This is a genomic window from Amycolatopsis sp. cg13, assembly GCF_041346965.1.
In the GTDB taxonomy this organism is placed as follows: domain Bacteria; phylum Actinomycetota; class Actinomycetes; order Mycobacteriales; family Pseudonocardiaceae; genus Amycolatopsis.
The window spans coordinates 9,184,016-9,209,389 of record NZ_CP166848.1; the positions used below are offsets into that span (position 1 = coordinate 9,184,016).

Genomic DNA, 25,374 nt, shown 5'->3' on the forward strand with positions numbered 1-25,374 from the left:
GTACGTGAGGGGAACCCTGAGGGAATCAGATTCCCTCAGGGTTCCCCTCACGTACGTCTGCAGCGCCGGAACGCGCCCGTCGACCGAGGAGAACTCCGCGTACCGTCCGCGCCGCGCCCCTGTCGGGAGAAAACCCCAATGTGGCATTGGGCGCGTCCCACGCACCCAATGCCACATTGGTTGCGCTCAACGCACCCAATGTGGCATTGGGGCCGCGTGCCGCGGGAAATGCGGTACCGGGGAAACGCGATGCGGGCGGAGCAGGGCGCGGCGGAGCGGGGGATCGTCCACACGGGCCGGTGCGCCGCGGGGGAAAGGGTTGTGCCGCAACGATCTTGACCGCTTCGCCTAGCACACTCGCGGCGGGCCCGCGCGTTCGCCGTACCGCGTTGGGTCACCCGGATCCGGCCTCGGTAACCTCTCCGGCGTGTCCGTGTCCTCGTCCCAGCCCCGAAGCGGGCCCGCTGCCGCCTCGCTGCCGGACAGCCCGGCCAAGGCCGCCGCCGCGCCGCCCCGGCCGGCCCGGATCGACCCGGTCCCGCTGGCCACTCTGCTCGCCCGTGCGGGAGCCCGGCTCATCGCCGACCGTCCCGAGGCCGCCGACCTCACCGTCACCGGCGCCACGCTGCGTGCGCAGCACGTGCTCCCCGGCGATCTGTTCGCCGGCCTTCCCGGAGCCCGCGCGCACGGAGCCGACTTCAGCGAGCAGGCGCTCGCCGCCGGAGCCGCGGCCGTCCTGACCGACCCGAGCGGGGCCGAGCGGCCCGCGCTGCGCGACGCGCCGGTGCCGGTCCTCGTGCACCCGGACCCGCGCGCCGCGCTCGGCGAGATCGCCGCGTGGATCTACGGCGAGCCGTCGCTGCACCTGTCGGTCCTCGGCGTCACCGGCACCTCCGGCAAGACCACCACCTCCTACCTGGTCGACGCGGGCCTGCGCGCCGCCGGGCGCACCACCGGCCTGATCGGCACGGTCGAGACCCGGATCGCCGGCGAGCGCCTGGCCAGCGGGTTCACCACGCCGGAGGCCCCGGACCTGCAGGCGCTGCTCGCGGTGATGCTGGAACGCGGCGTCACGCACGTGCCGATGGAGGTCTCCAGCCACGCGCTGGCGCTCGGCCGGGTCAACGGGACCCGGTTCGCGGTGGGCGCGTTCACCAACCTGTCGCAGGACCACCTCGACTTCCACAAGGACATGGAGGAGTACTTCGCCGCCAAGTCCCTGCTGTTCGACGGCCGCTCGACCACCGAGGTCGTCGTGGTCGACAGCGCGTGGGGGCAGGCGCTGCTCACTCCGCAGACGGTGACCGTGTCCATCGAAGCCGGGGCCGACGCGCTGTGGCGGGCCGCCGACATCGAGGCGACGTCGGCGGGAGAACAGACCTTCACGCTGCTCGGGCCGGACGGGCTCAGCCGCGCGGCGAAGATCCCGCTGCCGGGCACGTTCAACGTCGCCAACGCGGTGCTCGCCGCGGCGATCCTGGACAGCGCGGGCATCGAAGCCGACGACATCGTCGCCGGGCTCGCCGCGGTGGAGGTGCCCGGCCGGATGGAGCGGGTCTACCTCGGCCAGGACTTCACCGCCGTCGTCGACTACGCGCACAAACCGGCCGCCGTGGCACAGGGCCTGGACGCCCTGCGCGCCCGCACCGACGGCCGGATCATCACCGTGCTCGGCTGCGGCGGCGACCGCGACACCGCGAAGCGCCCGATGATGGGCGAGGCCGCGGTGCGCCGCAGCGATCTCCTGATCGTCACCGACGACAACCCGCGTTCGGAGGATCCGGCCGCGATCCGCGCCGCGATGATGGCCGGGGCCCGCGCGGTCGGGCCCGCGGCGGGCGGCGAGGTCGTGGAGATCGGCGACCGGCGCGAGGCGATCGCGTCCGCGGTGTCGCTCGCCAGGGCGGGGGACATCGTCCTGATCGCAGGCAAGGGCCATGAGACCGGCCAGGAGGTCCAGGGTGTGGTGCACCCGTTCTCCGACCGGGACGAGCTGGAGGCCGCCATCCGCAAGCGTCTCGAGGTGACCGCGTGATCGAGCTGAGCCTGGCCGAGATCGCCGACGTCGTCGGCGGCAGGCTGCACCGTACCGACGGATCCGCTGTCGTGACCGGCAGCGTCGAGTTCGACACCCGCGAGCTCGGTCCGGGCGGGCTGTTCATCGCCCTTCCCGGCGAGCGCGTCGACGGGCACGATTTCGCCGCGAAGGCGGTCGAGTCCGGCGCGGTCGGCGTGCTGGCCGCGCGGGAGGTCGACGCTCCGGCGATCGTCGTGCCGCCGCTGCCGCCGGGACAGGGCAACGCCGGGTCGGTCGCGCTGACCGGCGACACCGACGGCTCCGGGGCCGCCGTGCTGGCCGCGCTGGCCAAGCTCGCGCGGCACGTCGTCGACCGGCTGGCGACCGGCGGGCTGACCGTCATCGGCGTCACCGGTTCGTCCGGCAAGACCTCGACCAAGGACGTCATCGCGCAGCTGATCGAGCCGATGGGCCCGACGGTCGCGCCGCCCGGGTCGTTCAACAGCGAGCTGGGCCACCCGTGGACCGCACTGCGCGCCGACGCGTCGACCAAGTTCCTCGTGCTGGAGATGTCCGCGCGCGGCGTCGGGCACATCGCCGAGGCAGCGGTGACCACGCCGCCTCGGATCGGTGCGGTGCTCAACGTCGGCAGCGCGCACGTCGGCGAGTTCGGCTCCCGCGAGGGCATCGCGAAGGCCAAGGGCGAGCTGGTCGAGGCGCTTCCGGAAGACGGACTCGCGGTGCTGAACCTCGACGATCCGCTGGTCGCGGCCATGGCGAGCCGCACCAAGGCTCGCGTCGTCGGCGTGGGGGAGTCGGCCGGGGCGCAGGTCCGGGCCGCCGACATCACGGTCGACGAGGAGGCCCGCGCGTCCTTCCGGCTGATCACGCCCGAGGGCGAGGCCCCGGTGACGCTGCCGCTGCACGGCGAGCACCACGTCGGCAACGCGCTCTCCGCCGCCGCGATCGCGCGCGAGCTGGGTGCGACCACCGAGGAGATCGCGCAGCGGCTGTCGTCGCTGCAGCGGCGCTCGGAGCGCCGGATGGACGTCACCACCCGCGCGGACGGCGTCACGATCCTCAACGACTCGTACAACGCCAACCCGGAATCGGTCCGGGCCGGGCTGAAGGCGCTGGCCTCGATGAGCCGCTCCGGCCGCCGCGCGTGGGCGGTGCTCGGCGTGATGGGCGAGCTGGGCGAGGACTCGGTGACCGCGCACGATGCGATCGGGCGGCTCGTGGTCCGGCTGAACATCGAGAAGCTCGTCGTGGTCGGCCAGGACGCGGCCGCCATGCACCAGGGCGCGTTCCAGGAGGGTTCCTGGGGCGAGGAGTCGGTGCTGGTACCCGATGTCGAGGCCGCCGTCGCCGTACTGCATGATCAGCTCCGTCCCGGGGACGTGGTGCTGGTCAAGGCGTCCAAGGCCGCCGGTCTCTGGCGGGTGGCCGAAGCGCTGCTGGCCGATCCCGGGAACTCCCCCTCCACGTTGAACTCTGAACGCTCGAACGGTGGTCACGCGTGATCAACATCATGATCGCGGCCGCGGCGGGTCTGCTGGTCTCGATCCTGCTCACGCCCTACCTCATCCGGGTCTTCTCGCGGCAGGGCTTCGGCCAGGAGATCCGCGAGGAAGGCCCGCAGGGGCACAAGTCGAAGCGCGGCACGCCGACCATGGGCGGCGTCGCGATCATCACCGCGATGGTCGTCGGCTACTTCGTCGCGCACCTGATCACCTGGATCGGCAACTCGCGCTCGGCGGCGCCCTCGGCGTCCGGCCTGCTCGTGCTGATGCTCGCGGTCGGGCTCGGCCTGGTCGGCTTCCTCGACGACTTCATCAAGATCCGCAAGCAGCGCAACCTCGGGCTGAACAAGACCGCGAAGCTGGTCGGCCAGCTCGTGATCACCATCCTGTTCGCGGTGCTGTCGCTGCAGTTCAAGGACGCGCAGGGGCTGACCCCGGCGTCGCAGAGCCTGTCCTACGTCCGCGACCTGGCGCTCATCACGTTCCCGTCGGTCGTGTTCGTGATCTTCTGCTACATCGTCATCTCCGGCTGGTCGAACGCGGTGAACTTCACCGACGGCCTCGACGGGCTGGCCGGCGGCGCGGCGGCGATGGTGCTCGCGACGTACGTGGTCATCTCGTTCTGGCAGGCCCGGCTCTCCTGCTCGACCCAGCCGCTCCCGGCCTGCTACGACGTGCGGGACCCGCTCGACCTCGCCGTCGTCGCGGCGGCGGCCACCGGGGCCTGCGTCGGGTTCCTCTGGTGGAACGCCGCTCCGGCGAAGATCTTCATGGGCGACACCGGTTCGCTCGCCCTCGGCGGCCTCGTCGCCGGGCTGTCCATGACCACCCGCACCGAACTGCTCGCCATCGTCATCGGCGGCCTGTTCATGGTCGAGATGATCTCGGTGGTCACGCAGATCGCGGTCTTCCGCACGACGCGGCGGCGGCTGTTCCGGATGGCGCCGTTCCACCACCACTTCGAGCTGGCAGGGTGGGCCGAAACCACGGTGATCATCCGGTTCTGGCTGCTCTCGGCGATCTGCTGCATGTTCGGGCTCGGGCTGTTCTACAGCGAGCAGCTCAATTTCGGAGGCTGAGCCTTGCAGCTTGAGGGCAAACACGTGCTGGTCGCGGGCGCGGGCGTCACCGGGAAATCGGTCGTTCCCGTGCTGCGCGAGCTGGGCGCGCGGGTCACGGTCACCGACGGCAACGCCGAGCGGCTCGCCGAACTGGACGACCTCGGCGCCGAGCTGGTGCCCGGCCTGACCGAACCGCCCGCGGACACCGTGCTCGTGGTGACCAGCCCCGGCTGGCGGCCGACGTCTCCGCTGCTGGTCGCGGCGGCCGACGCGGGCATCGAGGTGATCGGCGACGTCGAGCTGGCGTGGCGGGTCGGGCAGCTGCGCGAGCATCCGCCCGCGTGGCTGGTGATCACCGGCACGAACGGCAAGACGACCACGGTCGGCATGCTGGAGTCGATCCTGCGCGCGGCCGGCGCGGACGCGGTGGCCTGCGGCAACGTCGGCTACCCGGTGCTGGACGCGGTCCGCGGCGGGCACCAGGTGCTGGCCGTCGAGCTGTCGAGCTTCCAGCTGCACTGGTCGTCCACGATCGCGCCGGACGCCTCGGTGGTGCTGAACCTCGCCGAGGACCACCTCGACTGGCACGGCTCGATGGAGGAGTACGCCGCGGCGAAGGGCCGCGCGCACGACCGTTCGCGCGCCGTCGTGCACAACGTCGACGACCCGTGGTCCACGCGGATCGCGGAGGAGCACGCGCCGAAGGACGCGCGACGGATCGGCTTCGTCCTCGACACCCCGCGTGCCGGAGAGCTCGGCCTGGTCGAAGACCTGCTGGTGGACCGTGCTTTCGGGGCCGACCCGGAGACGAGCGCGGAGGAACTGGCCGAGATCGCCGACGTTCGCCCTGCCGGACCGCACAACCTCGCGAACGCGCTCGCCGCGGCCGCGCTCGCCCGCGTGCACGGAGTTCCGCTCGCGGCGGTGCGGAAGGGGCTGCGCACGTACGAGCCCGCGCCGCACCGCGCGGTGGAGGTCGCCGAGGTCGGCGGCGTCCGGTACATCAACGATTCGAAGGCCACCAACCCGCACGCCGCGCTCGGCTCGCTGCTCGCACACGAAAGCGTGGTCTGGATCGCCGGCGGGCAGCTCAAAGGCGCGTCGGTGGACGAGTTGGTCGCCGCGGTCGGCGGACGGCTGCGCGCGGCTGTCCTGCTGGGCGCCGATTCCCCCGTGATCGAAGCCGCTCTCTCGCGACACGCGCCGGATGTCCCGTGCAACCGCCTCCTTCCGGGTGACGATGAGCCCATGACTGCGGCGGTGAATGCGGCCAGCGCCCTGGCTCGTCCTGGTGACGTGGTGCTCCTCGCGCCCGCCGCCGCCTCGCTGGACATGTTCCGCGGCTACGGAGCGCGCGGCGACGCGTTCGAAGCCGCGGTGCGTGCGCTGGCCGACGGCGCGGCGGGGGCGGCGGATGACAGTCGTTGACGGAGACAAGCCCCGGCCGCGGCGCGTCCGCAAGGAAAGCCCGTTCGTCGCGCTCCGCACCGGGCTGACCGCCTGGCTTTCCCGCCCGCTCGCGTCGTTCCACCTGGTCCTCGCGCTCACCGGCATCCTCACCGTGATCGGCGCGGTGATGGTGCTGTCCGCGTCGTCGGTGGCCTCCTACAACCCGAAAACCGGCAGCGGCGTGTACGCGCTGTTCTTCCGGCACCTGATGTTCGTCGCGCTCGGCGGGATCGTGTTCTGGGTCGGCCTGCGGGTGCGCCTCGAACGGATCCGCCGGATGTCCGCGACGATGACGGTGATCTGCCTCGGCCTGCTGATGCTGGTGCTGACGCCGCTCGGGTCGACGGTGAACGGCTCGCAGGGCTGGTTCAAGCTGGGCGTGTTCACCTTCCAGCCGGTCGAGGCGGCGAAGGTGGCGCTGGCGTTCTGGGGCGCGCACATCCTGGTGATCAAGTACAGCAAGCTGCACCAGTGGCGCCACCTGCTGGTCCCGGTGGTGCCGGTGGCGCTGCTGATGTTCGCGCTGGTGATGATGCAGCCCGACCTCGGCGGCACGATCACCCTCGCGGTGGTGCTGCTCGGCCTGCTGTGGTTCGCCGGCGCGCCGAAACGGCTCTTCGGGGTGATCCTGGCCGGCGGCCTGAGCGGCGTGCTGGTGCTGGCGATCATCGCGCCCTACCGGCTCGCGCGGGTGATGTCGTTCCTGTCGCCGGACGCGGACACCTCGGCCGAGGGGTTCCAGGCGAACCAGGCCAAGCTGGCGCTCGCCGACGGCGGGCTGTTCGGCAAGGGGCTCGGGCAGGGCGCGTCGAACTGGGGCTACCTGCCGAACGTGCAGAACGACTTCATCTTCGCGCTGATCGGCGAGGAACTGGGCTTCGTGGGCTGCGCGGTGGTGCTGGCGCTGTTCGCCGGCGTCGCCGTGGTCGGCCTGCGCATCGCGACCCGCAACATCGACCCGTGGATCCGGATCGTCGCGGGCACGCTGACGGTGTTCCTCGTCGCGCAGGCGGCCATCAACATCGGCTACGTGGTCGGGCTGCTGCCGGTCACCGGCGTCACGCTGCCGCTGATCTCCTACGGCGGCACGTCGCTCGTGATCACCATGCTCATCATGGGCGTGCTGGCCAACGCCGCGCGGCACGAACCCGAGGCGGTGGCCGCACTGCGCTCGCACGGGCCGGGTAAATTCGGACGCCTGCTGCGGCTGCCCCCGCCCGATCCGTACCGCCCGCCGTCCTCCCGCAAGGGAACGCGCGCCGCGGGGAGCGGGACGAAGGCGGCCAGGCCGGCGCCGCGTGCGGCCCGGCCCGCACCGGCACAGGAACGCCGCCGGTCGGCGCGGCGGACTACAGCGAACCGCGGTGCCCGGGGCACCGCGAACCGGAGAGGTCATTGGTGAGCAAGCCCGTCAAGGGAACCGAGCGTTCGGCGGCAGGCCGGGCGCCGGTCGTCGTGGTCGCCGGCGGGGGCACCGCCGGGCACATCGAGCCCGCGCTCGCGCTGGCGGACGCCGTGAAGCGGCTGCGCCCGGACGCCGAAGTGGTCGCCCTCGGCACGGAACGCGGCCTGGAGAACAAGCTCGTGCCCGCGCGCGGGTACCCGCTGGAGCTGATCCCGCCGGTCCCGATGCCGCGAAAGCCGACGCCGGAACTGCTCCGGCTGCCGCTGAAGGTGCGCGATTCGGTCCGCCGCACCCGCGAGGTGCTCGACCGGGTGCACGCGGACGTCGTGGTCGGCTTCGGCGGCTACGTCGCGCTGCCGGCGTACCTCGCCGCGCGCGGCCGTACGCCGATCGTGGTGCACGAGGCGAACAAGTCGGCCGGGCTGGCGAACAAGGTCGGCGCCCGGTTCGCGTCCCGCGTCGCGGTCGCGGTGCCGGGCACGCCGCTGCCGAAGGCCGAGGTGGTCGGCATTCCGCTGCGCCGCTCGATCACGACGCTGGACCGGGCCGCGCTGCGGGCGCAGGCACGCGAATTCTTCGAGCTGGACCCGGACGCGCCGACGCTGCTGGTGTTCGGCGGTTCGCAGGGCGCGGCGTCGATCAACTCCGCGATTTCCGGCGCGGCGAAGGACTTCGCCGAGGCGGGCGTCGGCGTGCTGCACGCCCACGGACCGAAGAATTCCCTTGTGGTGCAAGAGTTTCCCGGCCGCCCGCCGTACGTGCCGGTGCCGTACCTGGAACGGATGGACCTGGCCTACGCCGCGGCGGACGCGGTGGTGTGCCGGTCCGGCGCGATGACCGCGGCCGAGGTGTCCGCGGTCGGGCTGCCCGCGGTGTTCGTCCCGCTGCCGCACGGCAACGGCGAGCAGGCGGTCAACGCCCAGCCCGCGGTCGACGCCGGCGCGGCGCTGATGGTCGCCGACGCCGACCTCACCGCGGAAAAGGTCGCCGAGCTGGTGATCCCGCTGGTGACCGACGCCGACCGGGTCGCGCAGATGAGCGCCGCCGCGGTCGGGCTCGGCCACCGCGAGGCCGACGAGACCCTCGCCCGCATCGTCTTGGAGGCCGCCGGTGCCTGACACGCCCGAACTGCCCGCGCAGCTGCGCCGGGCGCACCTGATCGGGATCGGCGGGGCCGGGATGTCCGGCATCGCGCGGATCCTGCTCGCCCGCGGCGCGGCCGTGTCCGGGTCGGACGCCAAGGAATCGCGCGCGCTGCTTTCGCTGCGCGCGCAGGGCGCGACCCTGTTCGTCGGCCAGAAGGCGGAAAACCTCGGCGAGCTGGCCGAACCGCCGTCGGCCGTCGTGGTGTCGACCGCGATCAAGGAGACCAACCCGGAACTCGCCGCGGCCCGCGAGCGCGGCATCCCGGTGCTGCACCGCGCGCAGGCGCTGGCCGGGCTGATGGCCGGGCACCGCGTCGCGTGCATCGCGGGAACGCACGGCAAGACGTCGACCACGTCGATGCTCACCGTGGCGCTGCAGAACTGCCGGATGGACCCGTCGTTCGCGATCGGCGGCGACCTGAACGAATCCGGGGCCAACGCGCACCACGGCGAGGGCGGCGTGTTCGTCGCGGAGGCCGACGAGAGCGACGGTTCCTTCCTCACCTACGCGCCCTCGGTGGCGGTGGTGACGAACGTCGAGCCCGATCACCTCGACCACCACGGCACCGCCGAGGCGTACGTGAAGGTGTTCAGCGACTTCGTCGGCCAGATCGAGCCGGGCGGCCTGCTGATCGTGTGCGCCGACGACGAGGGCGCGGCCCGGCTGGGCGACGAGGCCGCCGCGGCCGGAGTGCGGGTGCGCCGTTACGGCCGCGCCGCTACCGGCGAGGGCGACGTGCGAGTGCTGGACTACACGCCCGCGCCGGACGGCGGCGTCGTGCGAGTCGCGCTGGACGGCGGAGAACACGACCTGCGGGTCGCGGTGCCGGGCGAGCACATGGCGCTCAACGCGGTCGCCGCGCTGCTCGCCGGGCTCGAACTCGGCGCGCCGCTGGACGGCATGGCCGCCGGGCTCGCCGCGTTCGGCGGGGTGCGCCGCCGGTTCGAGTTCAAGGGCCGCGCGGGCGATGTCCGCGTGTACGACGACTACGCGCACCACCCGACCGAGGTGGCCGCGCAGCTGCGCGCGGTGCGCACGGCGGCGGGCAACGGACGTGTCGTCGTGGTGTTCCAGCCGCACCTGTTCTCGCGCACGCAGACCTTCGCGGCCGAGTTCGCCGAGGCGTTGTCGCTGGCCGACGAGGTCGTGGTGCTCGACGTGTTCGGCGCGCGCGAGGAGCCGGTGCCGGGCGTGACCGGCGCGCTGATCGCCGACCGCGTGACCGTTCCGGTGCACTACCAGCCCGCTTTCGACGTGGCCGCCGGCCTGGTCGCGGACCTCGTGCGGCCGGGCGATCTCGCGATCACCATGGGCGCGGGCGACGTGACGCAGCTGGGCCCGGAGATCCTGGCCGAGCTGGACCGGAGGGCCGGACGAGCATGACCGGGACCCGGCAGCAGCGCCGTCGCTCGCCCGCGCCTCGCGCGGGCGAGGAGCAGCGTGCTGCCCTGGCCCGGGAACGACGCGGGCGGCGGACCGAGGAGGAACGCCAGCGCACCCGCGCCCGGACCGCCGCGCGTTCGGGCCGTTCGGCTCGCTCGGCGCGGAAGTCCGCGCGGAAGTCCCGGCCGACTCGGGGCCAGGAGATCCGCCGCCGCTGGGTGGCGCTGCTGTCCGTGGTCACCCTGCTGGCGCTGGGGTACCTGCTGTTCTTCAGTTCGCTGCTCTCGGTGAAGACGATCGAGGTGCAGGGCGCGAAAACCGTGTCGGTGGACCAGATCCGCGCGACCGCCGCGGTGCCGGCCGGGCAGCCGATGCTGCGGGCGGACGTCGACGGGATCCGCGACCGGGTGGCGCAGATGCCGGGAATCGCGACGGTCGATGTGTCCCGGTCGTGGCCGACGACGCTGGAGATCGCGGTGACCGAACGGACCGCGATCGCGTTCTTCGACAGCGGTCCCGGTGGTGACGGGGTGCATCTCGTCGACGGTGGCGGCGTTGTGTTCAAGACGGTGAAGACCCGGCCGGTCGGGTTGCCGGAGTTGAAGCTGCCGAAGGTGTCGGTGGATGACCCGGTCACCCGTGCGGTTACTGCGGTGCTCGGGGTGTTGCCGGAGCAGTTGCTGAAGCAGACGAAGACGGTCACTGCGCAGACCCCGGCGAGTGTCGAGTTCACGCTTTCTACCGGCAAGACCGTGCGGTGGGGGAACGCGGAGAACACCGATCGCAAGGCGAAGGTGCTGGCTGCGCTGCTGACGCAGCAGGGGAAGATCTACGACGTTTCCGCGCCGGAGTTGCCTACCATCACGTCCTAGGCCTTATGTCTTGGCCGCTTCCCGGGGTTCGGTGGCCCCTCTTTATCGTATGGCGTACGCTTGTTGAGTTCGTACGCCATACGAGAAGGTGGGGGCATGACGGTTCTGGTTACGGGTGCTACTGGCAATGTCGGGCGGCTGGTGGTTGACGAGCTGGTGGCTCGCGGGGTGCCGGTGCGGGCGTTGACGGTGGATCCGGAGCGGGCGGCGTTGCCTGGCGGGGTTGAGGTGGTGGTCGGGTCGCTGGCCAAGCCTTCGACTTTGCCTGCTGCGTTGGAGGGGGTTTCGGCGGTTTATCTGGCTCCTTATGCGCGGACTGTTTCCCGGTTTTGCGAGTTGGCTTCTTCAGCTGGGATTCGGCGGGTTGTCGCGTTGTCTGGGGCTAGTGTGGGGGATACGCATCCGGCTTCCAGCGGGCATGGGTTTGCTGCTGTTGAGGCCGCGGTGACTGCTGGCGGGTTTGATTGGACGTTTTTGCGGCCTGGGGCGTTTATGATCAATTCTCTGGGGTGGACTGCTTCTGTTCGGGAGCGTGGGGAGGTTCGGTCGGTTTGCCCCTCGGCTACGCAGACGCCTATTGATTTGGGGGATATTGCTGCGGTGGCTGCTCATGTGCTGAGTACTGAGGGGCATGTGGGGCGGATTTACGAGTTGAGCGGGCCGGAGGGGGTTTCGCTTGCGGAGATGGCTGCGGCTATTGGGGTTGCGTTGGGGAAGCCGGTTCCGTTTGTGGAGTTGACTCCGGAGGAGCAGGTCGCGGAGTGGGTTGCGGCTGGGTATCCGGAGGAGATTGCTTCTTGGTTGTTGGAGATGTTTGAGTTCACTGCTTTGAATCCGCAGGTGCCTACTGGGGTTGTGGAGGATTTGTTGGGGCGGCCTGGGGTTTCTTATGCTGAGTGGGCTAAGGGGAATGTTGCTGCGTTTTCGTGAGTTTTCGGGGGGCTCGTCGCCTGGCGGCGACATTGCGCCCGGTGGTTGCGCGGGGCACCCCGAAGCTTGATTGTGACTACGGCGCGGGGGTGTTTGTCAAGGCGGGAAAGATGCCTTGACAAACACCCCCGCGCCGCGTTTTGGCTTCGTATCGGGGTGCGGGGGTGGTGTGGGTGCCTCGATAGTCGGGTGCGCTGGTGCGGCTGGGTGGCGTGGGTGCTTGGTGGGCTGGGTGCCCGGCCTGCGGTTTGGGCAGTGGGTGCGCGCGGCTGAGCGGATCGTCGCGTTGGGGTTCGCGAGGTGAGGCTGGGTAGCGCCCCAATGTGGCGTTGGGTGCGTCTGACGCACCGAATGCCGCATTGGGTGCGTGGGATGCACCGAATGCCGCGTTGGGTGCATCGCGGCGGTGGCGGGGGTCCGTGAAGGGGCCCTTGAGGGAATCTAAGTCCGTGAAGGAGCCCCTCACGGCAGCCGGAACGTGCGAGTGGGTCGTGAGGGGAACCCTCAGGGAATCTGATTCCCTCAGAGGGTGTTGTGAAACCTGGTTTTCGGTGCGGTGTGTCGGCTGTGGTAGCGGTGCGGCGGTGGTGATCATCAAGCCGGGTGTGCGTCTGTGTGTGCAAACCGGCCTATGGCTCGTCGTTGACGGATGCGCAGTGGGCGGTGATCGAGCCGTTGCTGCCCAAGAGGCATCCGAGTCTGGGCGGGCGTCCGCCGGTGCATTCGCGTCGGTTGGTGATCGACACGATCAGCTATGTGCTGGTCAGCGGGTGCGCGTGGCGGCTGGCGCCGCGTGATCTCGCGCCGTGGACCACCGCGTATCGGGTGTTCGCGGCCTGGACCGCGGACGGCACCTGGGCTCGGGTGCACGACGTGCTGCGCGACAAGGTGCGCGAGCGCGACGGCCGGGACCCGCGGCCGTCGGCGGCGGTGCTGGACTCGCAGTCGGTGAAAACCGTCGAAGGCGGGGAGCAGATCGGTTACGACGCGGGGAAACGGGTGCGGGGCCGCAAACGGCATGTCCTGGTCGACACGCTCGGGCTGATCCTGGGCGTGGCGGTGACCTCGGCGTCGGTGCAGGACCGGCCCGGAGCCCGCCGGATCCTGACCGGGATCCGGCGGGCCTTTCCGCGGCTTGGCCTGGTGTGGGTGGACGGCGGCTACGTCAACTCCAAAGACACCACCCTCGTTGGATGGGCTCGCGAGAGCGAGAGCATCGAGATCGTCGCGGTGCCCCGCAACGCCGATGTGAAAGGGTTCCAGGTGCTGCCCCGCCGGTGGGTGGTGGAACGAACCTTCGGCTGGCTGACGAGGTGCAGACGCTTGACCCGCGACTACGAACGCAAAACCGCCCACGCCGAAGCCATGATCCAATTCGCGATGATCCGGCTCATGGCCGCCCGCCTCGCCGACGAACACATCGAACCCTCCGGCCCCATCGAAACCGAAGCAGCCCGCCGCCTAGCCGAAGACACCAACGACTAACCACCCAGGTTCCACAACACCCTCTCAGGGTTCCCCTCACGCAACCAAGGGGGTCAGGCCAGGGCGGCGTCCAGTGTGATGGTGGTGCCGGAGAGGGCCTTGGAGACCGGGCAGGTTTGTTCGGCGGTCTTGGCCAGTTCGGCGAACTGGTCCGCGGTCACGCCGTCCAGTTTCGCGCGCAGGGTGATGTCGATGCCGCTGATTTCGAAGCCGCCGTCGGCGGCCGGGCCCAGGGTGACCTCGGCGGAGACGTCGATGTAGTCGGCTTCCAGGTTTTGGGATTCCAAGACGCCGGAGAGGTTCATCGCCAGGCAGCTCGAGTGGGCGGCGGCGATGAGTTCTTCGGGGCTGGTGTGCCCGTCGGGATTGCCGGACCGGGTCGGGAAGGACACCTCGTAGGTGCCCAGGTTCGACGAGTCGAAGGTGACCTCGCCCTTGCCTTTCTGCAGTCCGCCGGTCCAGTGGGTGGTCGCGTCGCGGCTGGGCATCGCTGTCTCCTTGAATGCGGTCGGGGATGCGTACCCCCATGAAGGTAGTGCACAATTACATTGTGCGCAAGGTAATTCACGAAAACGGGTGGCCTCGTGCGGCAGAATTCTGGGGTGACCAATCCTCCTGAACGTCCTGACCCGCCGATGGCGGGGGACGAGCGCACTCAGCTCACCGGGTTTCTCGACTTCCTGCGGGCCAGCGTGGTGTGGAAATGCTCCGGCCTCTCCGACGACCAGGCTCGCCAGAAGCACGTTCCCAGCGAGTTGACCACGATCGCCGGGTTGTTGTGCCACCTCACGCTCGTCGAGAACTACTGGTTCCGCGTCGTGCTCGACGGGCAGCCGGACGAGTGGGCGGATCGGCTCGAAATCGACCGGGACGCTGAGTTCCGGGTCGCGTTGGAGCTGCCGATGACGCAGTTGATCGCTGATTACGAGGCCGAGGTCGAGAAGTGCCGGGCCGTGGTCGCGGCTCGGGGGTTCGAGGACACGGTGCTGTTCAAGGGGGACAAGCCGCTCACGGTGCGTTGGGTTGTCACGCACATGATCGAGGAGACCGCGCGCCATCTCGGGCATTTGGACCTTTTGCGCGAGCTGACCGACGGTCTCACCGGGGAATGAGCCTCGACCGCGCGCAGCTGGTCGACGACCTTGAGCTGCTGCGCGCGACCGTGGCGTGGAAGTGTTCCGAACTCACCGACGAACAAGCCCGCTGGCCCGGCGAGTTGATGACTGCGGCCGGGATTTTGTGGCATCTCGCGTTGGTGGAGAACACCATGTACGACGTTGTCGTCACCGGGCAGCCGGAGCGGTGGGCCGAGCGGCTGGAGGCGGGGCGCGACGCTGCGTTCGAGGTGGGGCTTGATCTGCCGGTCGAGGAGGTGCGCAGCACTTATCGGGACAATGTCGAGCTGTGTCGCCAGGTCATCGCGGATCGGTCACTGGAGGATCCGGTGGGGTTCGAGGGCGATCAGTTGGTGACCGTGGCGACGGTGGTCGAGTACTTGGTGAAGGAGACCGCGCGGCATCTTGAGTTGTTGCGGGGGCTCATCGGGGAGTGAGTTTCTTCGGGGGCAGCGGAAGGAATCCGCTGGTGCGGGCGATGTAGTCGGCGTAGCCGGGGCGGGTGTGCTGCATGCCTTTCTCCAGCATGGGTTTGCCGGTGCCGCGGGCCAGGGTGAAGGTCATCGCGACCGGAGAAAGCACTGTCGCCGCACCGGGCCACGTTGAGCAGGCCAGCAGGTAGAGGCCCCACCAGACGCAGGCGTCGCCGAAGTAGTTCGGGTGGCGGGTGTAGCGCCAGAGGCCGGTGTCCAGGACCTCGCCTTGGTTCGCTGGGTTGGCGCGGAAGCGGCGGAGTTGTTCGTCGCCGATGGTTTCGAAGGCGAAGCCGAGCAGCCAGACCGCCACGCCCAGCCAGGCGGTGACGCCGAAACCCGTGCCGGACATGGCGAATTGCACAGGCAGCGAGACGAACCACAGGACCACGGCTTGCATCAGGTAGGTCCGCACGAAGATCCGGACGCCGGGGTTCTGGCCGGCGCGTTCGACAATCTGCTGGTAGCGCGGGTCTTCCGGCTTGTCGCGGTTGCGCAGGTGCAGGTGGACGGCCAGGCGGACGCCCCAGATGACGGTGAGGGCGGCGGTGGTCAGCCGCAGGGCGAGCGGGCCGGTGCCGAAGGGGAACGAGACCACGGCTACGAGGGCGAAACCTAAGCCCCAGAAGGTGTCGATGGTGTCGTAGCGACGGCGCAGGCGGGCGATGCCGAAGGTCAAAGTCACCGCGGCCAGGGTGACTCCGGCGGTGAGGCTGAGCAGCGCGATCATGCCCGCTCCCTCGTCCACGGCATTCCGGAGCGGCCGTTCGCGTCTGGTCGCACGGCCAGGATCTGGTCCACGCCCATGCGGTTCTCCTCGAAGGCGAGTGCGCCGCCGACCAGGTACAGCCGCCAGACTCGGGCGCCTGCCTCGCCGATCAACGCGACGGCCTCGTCCCAGTGTTGCTCCAGCGTGTCCGCCCAGGCTCGAACGGTCGGGACGTAGTGCTCGCGCAACGCGTGCACGTCGCGGATTTCGAAGCCGGCGGTTTCCAGGTGGCCGAGGGTGCGGCTCAGCGGGCGCATGGTCATGTCGGGGGCGATGTAGCGCTCGATGAACGCACCGCCGCCGGGCGCGACGGCTCCGCGCGACATCTGTTGCAGCAGCAGTCGTCCGGCGGGTTTGAGCATGCGGAACAACGTGGCGGTGTAGGTCGGGTAGTTGTCCTCGCCGACGTGTTCGCCCATTTCGATCGAGGCTACGGCGTCGAAGGATTCTCCGGCGAGTTCCCGGTAGTCCTGCCTGCGGATCTCGACGCGGTCGTCCAGGTCGTGCTGTGCCAGGCGGGTTTTGACGTGCTGCACCTGCTCGGCGGAGATGGTGACGCCGACGGCCTCGACGCCATGGTGCTTCGCCGCGTGCACGAGGAGCGAACCCCAGCCGCAGCCGACGTCGAGGAGGCGCATACCTGGTCGGAGGCCGAGTTTCCGGCAGATCAGTTCGAGTTTGTCGTGCTGGGCGCGGGAGAGATCGGCGGATTCGGACCAGTAGCCCGAGGAGTACGCCATCGAATCGTCCATCAGCAGCTGGTAGAAGGCGTTCGACAGGTCGTAGTGGTGCGAGATCGCCGACCGGTCGCGGCCGAGGGTGTGCAGCTTTCCGCGCAGCCGGGCTTCCTCGGCGGGCGGCTTCGGCGGCAGGCCGAACACTCCGAGCCGCGCGGCCAAGCGGATCGCCTCGCCGAAGTCGCGGGCGGACAGCTGTGGCCGGTAAGCCCAGGCTCGCCGGAAGCCTTCGGTGAGATCGCCCTCGACGTCCAGGTCGCCCGACACGTAAGCCCGCGCCAGGCCCAGCTCGCCGGGCGAGTACAGCAGCCAGCGCAGCGCGCGGCGGTTTTTCAGGACGACGGTCGGCCCGGCAGGCCCGGCCTGGTGGCCGTCCCAGGTGCGGACGGCCACCGGGAGCGGACCGCCGAGGATGCGTTCGGCGAAGTCGGCCAGTCGGTGAGCTGCGGATTTCGGCATACCAGGGCTTCGGAGCCGACACTCGCGCGGATTGGTACCAATCCAAGCTGGCGAGCGCGCCGAATGCCTTCCGTGCACCACACCACGGGACAACGCATCGCTGTCATCGGCAGCGGGGTCGCCGGCCTCACCGCCGCGTACCTGCTGCAGCGCCGCCACGAGGTTCTGCTGTTCGAGGCCGACGACCGGCTCGGCGGACACGCCCACACCCACGACGTGCCGAGCGCACACGGCGGGACGGTCGCCGTCGATTCCGGGTTCCTCGTCCACAACGAGCGCACCTATCCGACGCTGCTGCGGCTGTTCGGCGAACTCGGCGTGCGCACCCGCGAGACCGAGATGTCGATGAGCATCCGCTGCGACGGCTGCGGCCTGCAGTACGCCGGGGCGAAAGGCCTGCGCGGGCTGTTCGCGCAACGGAGCAACGTCGCGTCCGCGCGTTACCTGCTGATGCTGGCCGAGGTGAAACGGTTCCACCGGCACGCCGAACGGCTGCTGTCCCGTGCTGACGCGGGCGACGTTCCACTCGGCGCGTTCCTGGCGATCGGCGGGTATTCGCGGTACTTCGTGGACCATTTCGTGCTGCCGCTCGTTTCGACGGTATGGTCCGCCGACCGCACGGACACGATGCAGTATCCGGCGCGGTATCTGTTCGAATTCCTGCGCAACCACGGAATGCTCACCGTGCGGAATTCGCCGACCTGGCGGACGGTCGTGGGCGGTTCGCGGGAGTACGTCGAGCGGGCGGCGAAACAGCTGACGGCCGTGCATTTGTCCACTCCGGTTCGCTCGGTGCAGCGGACCGCGCGCGGCGTCGAGGTGCGCGATGATGCCGATACCGCGCACCGGGTCGACCGGGTTGTAGTGGCGACCCATGCCGATCAGGCGTTGCGGATGTTGGCGAATCCGACGGCGGTGGAACAGGAACTGCTCAGTACCTTCCGCTACTCGCGCAACGAAGCCTGGCTGCACACCGATCCGGCCGTGTTGCCGACCGCGGCTGCCGCTCGCGCCTCCTGGAATTACCGGACGCCTGGCTGCGGTGCCGATCTGCACGCCGTCCAAGTCACTTACGACCTGAACCGGCTGATGGGTCTCGAGGAAGCGACGACGTACGCCGTCACGCTCAATCCGAGCGACGGCCTCGATTCCGCCGCGGTGGTCGCGAAAATGTCTTACGAACACCCGATCTATACGCCGGAATCCGTTGCCGCGCAAAGGCTTCTGTCGGAATTGAACGACGGGGTCATCGCGTACGCCGGTGCTTATCAAGGCTGGGGATTCCACGAGGACGGCTGTTCTTCCGGCGTCCGCGCCGCGGCCAGTTTCGGGGTGACCTGGTGACCGCTCTCTACGACGCCACTGTCGCGCACGTTCGCCGGGTCGATCCGCCGTACTCGTTCGCACACCGGATGTACCTGTGGCTGACCGACCTCGACCGCCTGCCGCGGCTGCCGTGGTGGCTCCGGCCGTTCGCGCGCTTCGACGGCCGCGACCACTTCGACCGGGACGAGCCCGGCGACATCCGGTCCAAACTGGACGCTTGGCTCGCGCACCGCGGAGTGGACTTGCGCGGCGGGCCGGTGACGATGCTCGCGTCGGCGCGTGTTCTCGGGTACGTGTTCAATCCGATCACCGTCTACTGGTGCCACACGCCCGACGGCGCGCTCGCCTGCGTGGTCGCCGAGGTGCACAACACCTACGGCGGCCGGCATGCCTACCTGCTCCAGCCGGGGGAAGACCTTCGGGCGGACAAGGAGTTCTACGTGTCGCCGTTCCAGGAGATGACGGGGGAGTACCGAATGCACCTGCCGCGCCCGGACGCGCTGCTGGCGTTGACCGTCGTCCTGCACCGCGACGGCGACGCCGCGCTGACGGCTACGCTGCGAGGAGTCCGCCGTCCGGCCGGGATCCGCACGCTCGCGCGGTTCCTGCTGGGCCGGCCGCTGCAACCGCAGCGCGTCGCCGCGCTGATCCGTCGCCACGGGCTCGCGCTGTGGCGGCGCAAGGCCCCGCTCGCCGCCCGGACCGGACAGAACACGGCAGGAGTCCTCCATGGATGAGAGCGCACGCCCGGCCGACCGGCTCTCGGCGGTGCCGTCGTCGCCGAGCGCCGAGGACCTGATGGCGCTGGTCGCGAAGGGGGACGAACGCGCCTTCGAGCGGCTTTACGATCAGCTCGCCGGTCCCGTCTACGGGCTCGTCCGCCGCATCGTGCGGGACCCCGCGCAGTCCGAGGAGGTCGCGCAGGAGGTGCTCGTGGAGCTGTGGAAGACCGCCACGCGCTACTCGTCGGCGAAGGGCAGCGTCCTGAATTGGGCGATGACCCTCGCGCACCGGCGCTCGGTCGACCGGGTGAGGTCCGCGCGGGCGAGCACCGAACGCGAACGGAAAGCGACCTTCGAAGCCGCGCGCGGACGTCCGTTCGACGAGGTCGCCGAATCCGTCGCGACCCGGCTGGAACGCTCGCAGGTGCGGCGCTGCCTGAAGACGCTGACCGAATTGCAGCGGGAATCCGTCCTCCTGGCCTACTACCAGGGCTATACCTACCGCGAGGTCGCCGACGTGCTGGACACGCCGCAGGGGACGGTCAAGACCAGACTGCGCGACGGATTGATCCGGCTGCGCGACTGCCTGGGGGTGACGGCGTGACCAGTCCGGAGATGCACACGTTGGCCGGCGCGTACGCGCTCGACGCGCTGTCGGAGGTCGAGCGGGCCCAATTCCGCCGTCATCTCGACCAGTGCGAGGCCTGCGCACAGGAAGTGCGGGAACTGAGCGAGACCGCGGCCCGGCTCGGCGCGGCGATGGACGAGCAGCCGCCGTCCGGCCTCAAGGACCGAGTCCTCGCGGAGATGCGCACGACCCGCCAAGTGCCGCCGCGAACCGATTCCGCCGAACCGCGCCCGCGCGGCCCGCGCCGCTGGCCGATGCTGATCGCCGCCGCCGCTGCCGTCATCGGGCTCGCCTTGGCCGGCGTGTTCGGCGGGATCGCTCTGCACACCAGCAGCCAGCTCACCAGCGCACAGTCCGAATTGGACGCCGCGCGCGACCGGTACCTGCCGGTGGCCGAGCTGCTGACTGCGCCGGACGCGCGGACCGAGCACGTCGTGTCGCCGCGCGGGGGCGGCGGCACGGTGGTGGTTTCGCGGAAGCTGGACCGCGTGATGTTCATGCAGTCCGGGCTGCCGCCGGTCCAGTCCGGGAAGGTGTACGAGGCCTGGCTGATGGGCCCGGATCTCGCGCCGCGACCGGCCGGACTGCTGCCCGGGGGACCGTCGGGTTCGCTGGTGGTGGCGGACGGTTTGGCTGGTGCGCAGCAGTTCGCGATCAGTGTCGAGCAGACAGGTGGGGCGCCGTCGGGGAAGCCGTCGAGCGACGTCGTGCTGGTCACTTCGGTGCCCGCATAGCAGACCGCGCGCCGGGCTTCGCGGCGGGTTCCGGCCTTGCGCACGGCTTCGCGTTGTGGCAAAACACCTTTGCCGCTCACGGCGTGGCTACTGGATTAGAGCTTGCGCGGCGCCTACCGTCCTGCCTTGACGCCGGTGGTTGACATAACTCTCACTCTCGGGTTGAGGTTGAGGGTTTCCGGCCCCGGCGGGCGGCATGTGCACATCACGATCAGGAAGGCGGACCCGATGACGCCCCCGCACAACTACCTTGCGGTGATCAAGGTCGTCGGCATCGGCGGCGGCGGCGTGAACGCCGTGAACCGGATGATCGAGGTCGGCCTCAAGGGTGTCGAGTTCATCGCGGTGAACACCGACGCCCAGGCACTGCTCATGTCCGACGCCGACGTCAAGCTCGACATCGGCCGGGAACTCACCCGCGGACTCGGCGCCGGAGCCGCCCCCGAGGTGGGGCAGAAGGCGGCCGAGGACCACCGCGAGGAAATCGAAGAGGTCATCAAGGGCGCCGACATGGTGTTCGTGACCGCGGGCGAGGGCGGCGGCACCGGCACCGGCGGCGCGCCGGTCGTCGCGCAGATCGCCCGCAAGCTCGGCGCGCTCACGATCGGCGTGGTGACCCGCCCCTTCACCTTCGAGGGCAAACGCCGCGGCAAGCAGGCCGAGGACGGCATCCAGCAGCTGCGCAACGAATGCGACACGCTGATCGTGATCCCGAACGACCGGCTGCTGCAGCTCGGCGACATCGGCGTGTCCCTGATGGACGCGTTCCGTTCCGCCGACGAGGTGCTGCTCTCCGGTGTCCAGGGCATCACCGACCTGATCACCACGCCGGGCCTGATCAACCTGGACTTCGCCGACGTCAAGAGCGTCATGTCCGGCGCGGGCTCCGCGCTGATGGGCATCGGCTCCGCGCGCGGCGAAGGGCGGGCGATACAAGCCGCGGAGAAGGCGATCAATTCGCCGCTGCTGGAAGCGTCGATGGACGGGGCGCACGGCGCGCTGCTGTCCATAGCGGGCGGATCGGACCTCGGGCTGTTCGAGATCAACGAGGCCGCGTCGCTCGTGCAGGAATCGGCGCACCCGGACGCGAACATCATCTTCGGGACGATCATCGACGACTCCCTCGGCGACGAGGTCCGCGTCACGGTGATCGCGGCCGGTTTCGACGCCGGCGCGCCCACGCACAAGAAACTCGACCCGCCCGCGTTCGGCGGCAAACAAGGCAACGGCACCGCGTCCGCCGCGGCGGGCCAGGTCGGCGGCGGTTCGGCTCCGCAGTCCCCGCCGCAGACCGGGGCGACCCCGGTGCCGCCCGCGGGCAGCTCCGGCTACCCGGTGGCTCCGCCGCGGACCCCGTCGTCGGGCCTGCCGCAGCCGGGCACCGGTACCCCGCCGGGCGGCCTCCCGCAACCCGGAGGCGGCACGCGGGGGTATTCGCCGATCGGTTCGGGTTCTGCGACGGGCGGTCTGCCGAGCCGCCCGACGACGGTCCACGACGACCCGACCGACGACGACGTGGACGTGCCGCCGTTCATGCGGCGGTAAGCACGGTTTTCCGGCAGGCGGCCGTCCCGACACGTTCGGGGCGGCCGTTGCCGTATCTCGTGAGTGTTTATGCCGGTTCTAACCGGGATTGCCACTCACGAGGCTCGGGAGGGCGGCCGCCGTCGTTTTTGGCAGGATGGCGGGGTGCGAGTACGACGAGTGGTCACGACCAGGGCGGGCGGGGCTTCCCGGCCGCCGTACGAGAGTTTCAACCTCGGGGACCACGTCGGCGACGACGCGGGCGACGTCTACGCCAATCGCAAGCGGCTGGCGTCCGAACTGGGCCTCGCCGAGGACAAGCTGGCCTGGATGGAACAGGTGCACGGCCGCACCGCCACCGTCGTGGACGGCACCGAGACCTCGGCCGCCGAAGCTACCGACGCGCTGGTGACCGACCGGCCGGGCGTCGCGCTCGTGGTGCTGGTCGCGGACTGCGTTCCGGTGCTCATGGCGGATCCGGAAGCGGGCGTCGTCGCCGCGGTGCACGCGGGACGGGTCGGGGCGCGCGTCGGCGTGGTGCCCGCCGCGCTGGAGGCGATGCGCGAACTCGGGGCCGAACCGAGCCGGGTCGAGGCGTTGCTGGGGCCGGCGATTTGCGGCGATTGCTACGAGGTCCCGGCCGCGATGGCCGCGGACGTCGAGAAGCATCTCCCCGGCAGTTCCTGCAAAACGCGCAAGGGCACGACCGGTCTAGACCTGCGAGCGGGGCTTTGGCAGCAGCTCGCCGACCTGGGCGTCGGACGCGTCGGCGCGGATCCGCGGTGCACGGCGGAGGACAAGACGCTGTTCAGCTTCCGCCGCGACGGCACCACCGGCCGGATCGCCGGCATCACCTGGCTGGAAGAGGAGAAAGCGTGACCGAGGAGCGGCGGGCGGAGCTGGCGGCGTCGCTGGCCGCGGTCGAAGAGCGCATCGCGAACGCCTGCGCGGCGGCCGGGCGGTCCCGCGACGAGGTGCGGCTGCTGGGCGTCACCAAAACCTTCCCGGCGACTGACGCCGCGCTGCTCACCGACCTCGGACTGCTGAACCTCGCCGAAAACCGAGACCAGGAAGCCGGTCCGAAGGCGGCCGAGGTCGCGGAACTGCGTCCGGATGTCACGCCGCGCTGGCACATGGTCGGGCGGCTGCAGCGGAACAAGGCGCGCTCGGTGGTGCGCTGGGCGGCCGAGGTCCAGTCGGTCGACTCGGTGCGGCTCGCCGACGCGCTCGCCCGCGCGGTCGCGGCCGCGCAGGAGGCGGGGGAACGGACCGGACCGCTCGACGTATTGGTCCAGGTGAGCCTCGACGGCGACGTCGCGCGCGGCGGGACCCTGCTGGAAGACGTCGACGCCCTCGCCGACCACATCGCCCACACGGGGGAGCTGCGGTTGCGAGGCGTGATGGCTGTGGCCCCGTTAGGGGAAGACCCGGGCACTGCTTTTGCCCGGCTGTCCCGCTCGGCGGAAAGAGTTCGCGCCCGGTATCCGGAAGCCGCTGACGTGTCCGCCGGAATGAGCCATGATCTGGACCAGGCGATCCGGCACGGCTCGACGTGTGTGCGTGTCGGAACCGCGTTGCTCGGCGGGCGCGGTTTAGCCTCGCCGTAGGGAGCCCGCCCGGTGGTCACGTTTCGTGTCCGGCCGGTCGGGGCACAACGGTGCGGGAGCGGCAAGGGCTAGGGAGAGGCTATGAGCGCGCTGCAGAAGCTGAAGGCCTACTTCGGGATGGTGCCCGCGGACGAAGACGGCTACGACGACGGTTACGACGAGTACGACGACGGCTACGACCAGCCGCCGGCCCGGACCCGGGCGCGTTACCGCGACGTCGAAGAGAGCTACGACGAGCCCGCCGCGCGCGTGCGGTCGCGGGCGATGGCGGCCGAGCCGTCCACGCACGGCGCGCTCGCCGTGGACCGCCAGCCGGAGCCGGTCGCCCGGCTGCGGCCGGTCGCCGAACCGGTCGCCGCGCCGGCCCGGGACCCGCTCAGCCGGATCACGACGCTGCACCCGACGAGCTACATCGAGGCGCGGGCGATCGGCGAGCACTACCGCGAGGGCATTCCGGTGATCATCAACCTCACCGAGATGGAGAACGCGGACGCCAAGCGGATCGTGGACTTCGCGGCGGGGCTGGCGTTCGCCGTGCGGGGGTCGATGGACAAGGTCACCAACAAGGTGTTCCTTCTCTCACCGCCCGATGTGGACGTGACCGCCGAGGACCGCCGGCGGATCGCCGAGGGCGGATTGTTCCTGCGCGGGTGAACACGGCCGGACCGCTGGGCGCAGCCAGACGTGATTTTGTCGACTATGTCGCCCTCGGGGCGGCTGGTCGCGCCCAACTCGGCCGTCCCCCGCTAGAGTGGTCGCCGTGAATGCTGTGTGGCTTGCGATCTGGTACGTGCTGTTTGCCTTCTGGCTGCTGCTCACGGCCCGGATCGTGGTCGAGCTCGTGCGGACTTTCGCACGGGAATGGCGTCCCGCCGGAGGGGTTGCGGTGACGCTCGAGACCATCTACACAGTGACCGACCCGCCGGTGCGGTTGTTCCGCAGGATCATTCCGATGGTCCGGATCGGCGGCGTAGGACTGGACTTGTCGATTATGGTGCTGCTGTTGGTTGTGTTCTTCGCGATGCAACTGACACCCAGGTGATCGGGGAAAACCCGGGTGTGTCCTGCAGGCCATGGAGTGCGTGAGGTGATCTGATGTCGTTGACCCCCGCTGACGTGCATAACGTCGCGTTCAGCAAGCCGCCCATCGGCAAGAGGGGCTACAACGAGGACGAGGTGGACGCGTTCCTCGACCTGGTGGAGACCGAGCTTGCCCGGTTGATCGAGGACAACAACGAGCTGCGGCAGCAGGTGGAGCAGCTCGACGCCGAGCTGGAGTCGACCCGCTCCGAGCTCGAGAACGCGAAGGTCGCCGGCCCGCCGCCGGGCCGCGACCCCGAGCCGTCGCGGCGGCTCGCCCCGGTTCCGCCGCCCGCGTCGGCGATGGAGCAGACCCAGGCGCACTCGATGGTTCCCGACAGCGGCGAGCCGAACGTGCAGGCCGCCAAGGTCCTCGGCCTGGCGCAGGAAATGGCCGACCGGCTCACCGCCGAGGCGAAGACCGAGTCCGACGGGATGCTGGCGGAGGCGCGGACCAAGTCCGAGCAGCTGCTGTCCGATGCGCGGGCGAAGTCCGACTCGATGGTGAACGAGGCGCGCACCCGCGCCGAGACGATGCTGAACGACGCGCGCACGCGCGCCGAGACGCTGGAGCGCCAGGCGCGCGACAAGGCGACCACCATGGAACGCGAGTCGCAGCGCAAGTACACCGAGACGATGAACAACCTGAACGCCGAAAAGGGCGCTCTGGGCAAGAAGATCGAAGAACTCCGCACGATCGAGCGCGAATACCGCACCCGGCTGCGCGGATTCCTCGAGTCCCAGCTGCGCGAGCTCGACGACCGAGGCTCCGCGGCCCCGGCGTCGGCGTCGTCGGGTTCGAGCCAGTCCTCGACCGGGACCAGCGGTCAGGGTTACTCGTTCGGCCCGCGCGCCGAGGCCGGCTGACCCACTGCCGATACGCACCCCGCCGGATGACCTTCCGACCCGGCGGGGTTTCGGCGTGTCCG

25 protein-coding genes are annotated in these 25,374 nt (G+C 70.2%); 22 read left to right on the plus strand and 3 right to left on the minus strand.

Annotation, left to right across the window (positions count from 1 at the left end):
• Window positions 1-475: 475 nt before the first annotated feature.
• From AB5I40_RS42995 to AB5I40_RS43040, 10 genes are all read left to right on the plus strand, one after another.
• The gene (locus tag AB5I40_RS42995) at window positions 476-2,035 is read left to right on the plus strand and encodes a UDP-N-acetylmuramoyl-L-alanyl-D-glutamate--2,6-diaminopimelate ligase (protein ID WP_370940716.1); all 1,560 of its coding nucleotides are present in this window, start codon (window positions 476-478) and stop codon (window positions 2,033-2,035) included.
• Window positions 2,032-3,540, plus strand: coding sequence for a UDP-N-acetylmuramoyl-tripeptide--D-alanyl-D-alanine ligase (gene murF, locus AB5I40_RS43000; protein ID WP_370935930.1), 1,509 nt, complete (start codon window positions 2,032-2,034; stop codon window positions 3,538-3,540). Before AB5I40_RS42995 ends, murF begins: the two co-directional genes overlap by 4 nt.
• On the plus strand, window positions 3,537-4,619 hold the full coding sequence (mraY, locus tag AB5I40_RS43005; RefSeq protein WP_370935931.1) for a phospho-N-acetylmuramoyl-pentapeptide-transferase: 1,083 nt from the start codon (window positions 3,537-3,539) through the stop codon (window positions 4,617-4,619). Before murF ends, mraY begins: the two co-directional genes overlap by 4 nt.
• A gap of 3 nt (window positions 4,620-4,622) precedes the next feature.
• Window positions 4,623-6,029 (plus strand): UDP-N-acetylmuramoyl-L-alanine--D-glutamate ligase, encoded by a 1,407-nt coding sequence (murD, locus tag AB5I40_RS43010; protein ID WP_370935932.1) that lies wholly within the window; start codon window positions 4,623-4,625, stop codon window positions 6,027-6,029.
• Window positions 6,016-7,452, plus strand: a complete 1,437-nt coding sequence (gene ftsW, locus AB5I40_RS43015; protein WP_370935933.1) for a putative lipid II flippase FtsW — start codon at window positions 6,016-6,018, stop codon at window positions 7,450-7,452. The genes murD and ftsW overlap by 14 nt, the downstream gene beginning before the upstream one ends.
• Window positions 7,449-8,573: an undecaprenyldiphospho-muramoylpentapeptide beta-N-acetylglucosaminyltransferase gene (gene murG, locus AB5I40_RS43020; protein WP_370935934.1), complete on the plus strand. Its 1,125-nt coding sequence runs from the start codon at window positions 7,449-7,451 to the stop codon at window positions 8,571-8,573. The genes ftsW and murG overlap by 4 nt, the downstream gene beginning before the upstream one ends.
• Window positions 8,566-9,984 (plus strand): UDP-N-acetylmuramate--L-alanine ligase, encoded by a 1,419-nt coding sequence (gene murC / locus AB5I40_RS43025; protein ID WP_370935935.1) that lies wholly within the window; start codon window positions 8,566-8,568, stop codon window positions 9,982-9,984. The genes murG and murC overlap by 8 nt, the downstream gene beginning before the upstream one ends.
• Window positions 9,981-10,856, plus strand: coding sequence for a cell division protein FtsQ/DivIB (locus AB5I40_RS43030; RefSeq protein ID WP_370935936.1), 876 nt, complete (start codon window positions 9,981-9,983; stop codon window positions 10,854-10,856). The genes murC and AB5I40_RS43030 overlap by 4 nt, the downstream gene beginning before the upstream one ends.
• 96 nt (window positions 10,857-10,952) lie before the next feature.
• Window positions 10,953-11,786, plus strand: coding sequence for an NAD(P)H-binding protein (locus AB5I40_RS43035; RefSeq protein ID WP_370935937.1), 834 nt, complete (start codon window positions 10,953-10,955; stop codon window positions 11,784-11,786).
• Window positions 11,787-12,389: 603 nt separating this feature from the next.
• Window positions 12,390-13,271 carry an IS5 family transposase gene (locus AB5I40_RS43040; RefSeq protein ID WP_370935938.1) on the plus strand — a complete coding sequence of 294 codons (882 nt, stop codon included), beginning with the start codon at window positions 12,390-12,392 and terminating at the stop codon, window positions 13,269-13,271.
• Between the two features lie 53 nt (window positions 13,272-13,324).
• Here the strand turns inward: AB5I40_RS43040 and AB5I40_RS43045 are convergent, their stop codons facing one another.
• Window positions 13,325-13,759, minus strand: coding sequence for an OsmC family peroxiredoxin (locus AB5I40_RS43045; protein WP_370935939.1), 435 nt, complete (start codon window positions 13,757-13,759; stop codon window positions 13,325-13,327).
• Between the two features lie 114 nt (window positions 13,760-13,873).
• Between AB5I40_RS43045 and AB5I40_RS43050 the strand changes: the two genes are divergently transcribed.
• Both AB5I40_RS43050 and AB5I40_RS43055 read left to right on the plus strand, forming a co-directional pair.
• On the plus strand, window positions 13,874-14,383 hold the full coding sequence (locus AB5I40_RS43050; protein WP_370935940.1) for a DinB family protein: 510 nt from the start codon (window positions 13,874-13,876) through the stop codon (window positions 14,381-14,383).
• Entirely contained in the window at window positions 14,380-14,823 is a 444-nt protein-coding gene (locus tag AB5I40_RS43055; RefSeq protein WP_370935941.1) for a DUF664 domain-containing protein, read from the plus strand. The genes AB5I40_RS43050 and AB5I40_RS43055 overlap by 4 nt, the downstream gene beginning before the upstream one ends.
• Here the strand turns inward: AB5I40_RS43055 and AB5I40_RS43060 are convergent.
• The gene (locus AB5I40_RS43060; protein ID WP_370935942.1) at window positions 14,810-15,589 is read right to left on the minus strand and encodes a DUF1295 domain-containing protein; all 780 of its coding nucleotides are present in this window, start codon (window positions 15,587-15,589) and stop codon (window positions 14,810-14,812) included. The genes AB5I40_RS43055 and AB5I40_RS43060 overlap by 14 nt on opposite strands.
• Window positions 15,586-16,824 carry a class I SAM-dependent methyltransferase gene (locus tag AB5I40_RS43065; RefSeq protein ID WP_370935943.1) on the minus strand — a complete coding sequence of 413 codons (1,239 nt, stop codon included), beginning with the start codon at window positions 16,822-16,824 and terminating at the stop codon, window positions 15,586-15,588. Before AB5I40_RS43065 ends, AB5I40_RS43060 begins: the two co-directional genes overlap by 4 nt.
• A gap of 63 nt (window positions 16,825-16,887) precedes the next feature.
• On the opposite strand from AB5I40_RS43065, the gene AB5I40_RS43070 reads away from it, so the two are divergent.
• From AB5I40_RS43070 to AB5I40_RS43115, 10 genes are all read left to right on the plus strand, one after another.
• Window positions 16,888-18,168 (plus strand): NAD(P)/FAD-dependent oxidoreductase, encoded by a 1,281-nt coding sequence (locus tag AB5I40_RS43070; RefSeq protein ID WP_370935944.1) that lies wholly within the window; start codon window positions 16,888-16,890, stop codon window positions 18,166-18,168.
• On the plus strand, window positions 18,162-18,887 hold the full coding sequence (locus AB5I40_RS43075) for a DUF1365 domain-containing protein (protein ID WP_370940717.1): 726 nt from the start codon (window positions 18,162-18,164) through the stop codon (window positions 18,885-18,887). The genes AB5I40_RS43070 and AB5I40_RS43075 overlap by 7 nt, the downstream gene beginning before the upstream one ends.
• Window positions 18,880-19,476, plus strand: coding sequence for an ECF RNA polymerase sigma factor SigK (sigK, locus tag AB5I40_RS43080; RefSeq protein WP_370935945.1), 597 nt, complete (start codon window positions 18,880-18,882; stop codon window positions 19,474-19,476). The genes AB5I40_RS43075 and sigK overlap by 8 nt, the downstream gene beginning before the upstream one ends.
• Complete coding sequence (locus AB5I40_RS43085) at window positions 19,473-20,234, plus strand: anti-sigma factor domain-containing protein (protein ID WP_370935946.1); 762 nt, start codon at window positions 19,473-19,475, stop codon at window positions 20,232-20,234. The genes sigK and AB5I40_RS43085 overlap by 4 nt, the downstream gene beginning before the upstream one ends.
• A gap of 228 nt (window positions 20,235-20,462) precedes the next feature.
• On the plus strand, window positions 20,463-21,779 hold the full coding sequence (ftsZ, locus tag AB5I40_RS43090) for a cell division protein FtsZ (protein ID WP_344284881.1): 1,317 nt from the start codon (window positions 20,463-20,465) through the stop codon (window positions 21,777-21,779).
• Window positions 21,780-21,923: 144 nt separating this feature from the next.
• A complete protein-coding gene (pgeF, locus tag AB5I40_RS43095) occupies window positions 21,924-22,637 on the plus strand; it encodes a peptidoglycan editing factor PgeF (protein ID WP_370935947.1) in 714 nt (237 codons plus the stop codon).
• On the plus strand, window positions 22,634-23,365 hold the full coding sequence (locus tag AB5I40_RS43100; RefSeq protein ID WP_370935948.1) for a YggS family pyridoxal phosphate-dependent enzyme: 732 nt from the start codon (window positions 22,634-22,636) through the stop codon (window positions 23,363-23,365). The genes pgeF and AB5I40_RS43100 overlap by 4 nt, the downstream gene beginning before the upstream one ends.
• Before the next feature lie 81 nt (window positions 23,366-23,446).
• Window positions 23,447-24,019 carry a cell division protein SepF gene (locus AB5I40_RS43105; protein WP_370935949.1) on the plus strand — a complete coding sequence of 191 codons (573 nt, stop codon included), beginning with the start codon at window positions 23,447-23,449 and terminating at the stop codon, window positions 24,017-24,019.
• A gap of 115 nt (window positions 24,020-24,134) precedes the next feature.
• The gene (locus AB5I40_RS43110; protein ID WP_037367937.1) at window positions 24,135-24,407 is read left to right on the plus strand and encodes a YggT family protein; all 273 of its coding nucleotides are present in this window, start codon (window positions 24,135-24,137) and stop codon (window positions 24,405-24,407) included.
• A gap of 53 nt (window positions 24,408-24,460) precedes the next feature.
• Entirely contained in the window at window positions 24,461-25,312 is an 852-nt protein-coding gene (locus AB5I40_RS43115) for a DivIVA domain-containing protein (RefSeq protein ID WP_116205401.1), read from the plus strand.
• Window positions 25,313-25,374 lie beyond the last annotated feature (62 nt).

Coding starts and splice junctions, on each gene's coding strand:
- ftsW (WP_370935933.1), top strand. CDS start 6,016: ATGACAGTCGTTGACGGAGACAAGCCCCGGCCGCGGCGCGTCCGCAAG.
- AB5I40_RS43030 (WP_370935936.1), top strand. CDS start 9,981: ATGACCGGGACCCGGCAGCAGCGCCGTCGCTCGCCCGCGCCTCGCGCG.
- AB5I40_RS43035 (WP_370935937.1), top strand. CDS start 10,953: ATGACGGTTCTGGTTACGGGTGCTACTGGCAATGTCGGGCGGCTGGTG.
- AB5I40_RS43045 (WP_370935939.1), bottom strand. CDS start 13,759: ATGCCCAGCCGCGACGCGACCACCCACTGGACCGGCGGACTGCAGAAA.
- AB5I40_RS43055 (WP_370935941.1), top strand. CDS start 14,380: ATGAGCCTCGACCGCGCGCAGCTGGTCGACGACCTTGAGCTGCTGCGC.
- AB5I40_RS43060 (WP_370935942.1), bottom strand. CDS start 15,589: ATGATCGCGCTGCTCAGCCTCACCGCCGGAGTCACCCTGGCCGCGGTG.
- AB5I40_RS43065 (WP_370935943.1), bottom strand. CDS start 16,824: ATGCCGAAATCCGCAGCTCACCGACTGGCCGACTTCGCCGAACGCATC.
- AB5I40_RS43070 (WP_370935944.1), top strand. CDS start 16,888: ATGCCTTCCGTGCACCACACCACGGGACAACGCATCGCTGTCATCGGC.
- sigK (WP_370935945.1), top strand. CDS start 18,880: ATGGATGAGAGCGCACGCCCGGCCGACCGGCTCTCGGCGGTGCCGTCG.
- ftsZ (WP_344284881.1), top strand. CDS start 20,463: ATGACGCCCCCGCACAACTACCTTGCGGTGATCAAGGTCGTCGGCATC.
- AB5I40_RS43105 (WP_370935949.1), top strand. CDS start 23,447: ATGAGCGCGCTGCAGAAGCTGAAGGCCTACTTCGGGATGGTGCCCGCG.
- AB5I40_RS43115 (WP_116205401.1), top strand. CDS start 24,461: ATGTCGTTGACCCCCGCTGACGTGCATAACGTCGCGTTCAGCAAGCCG.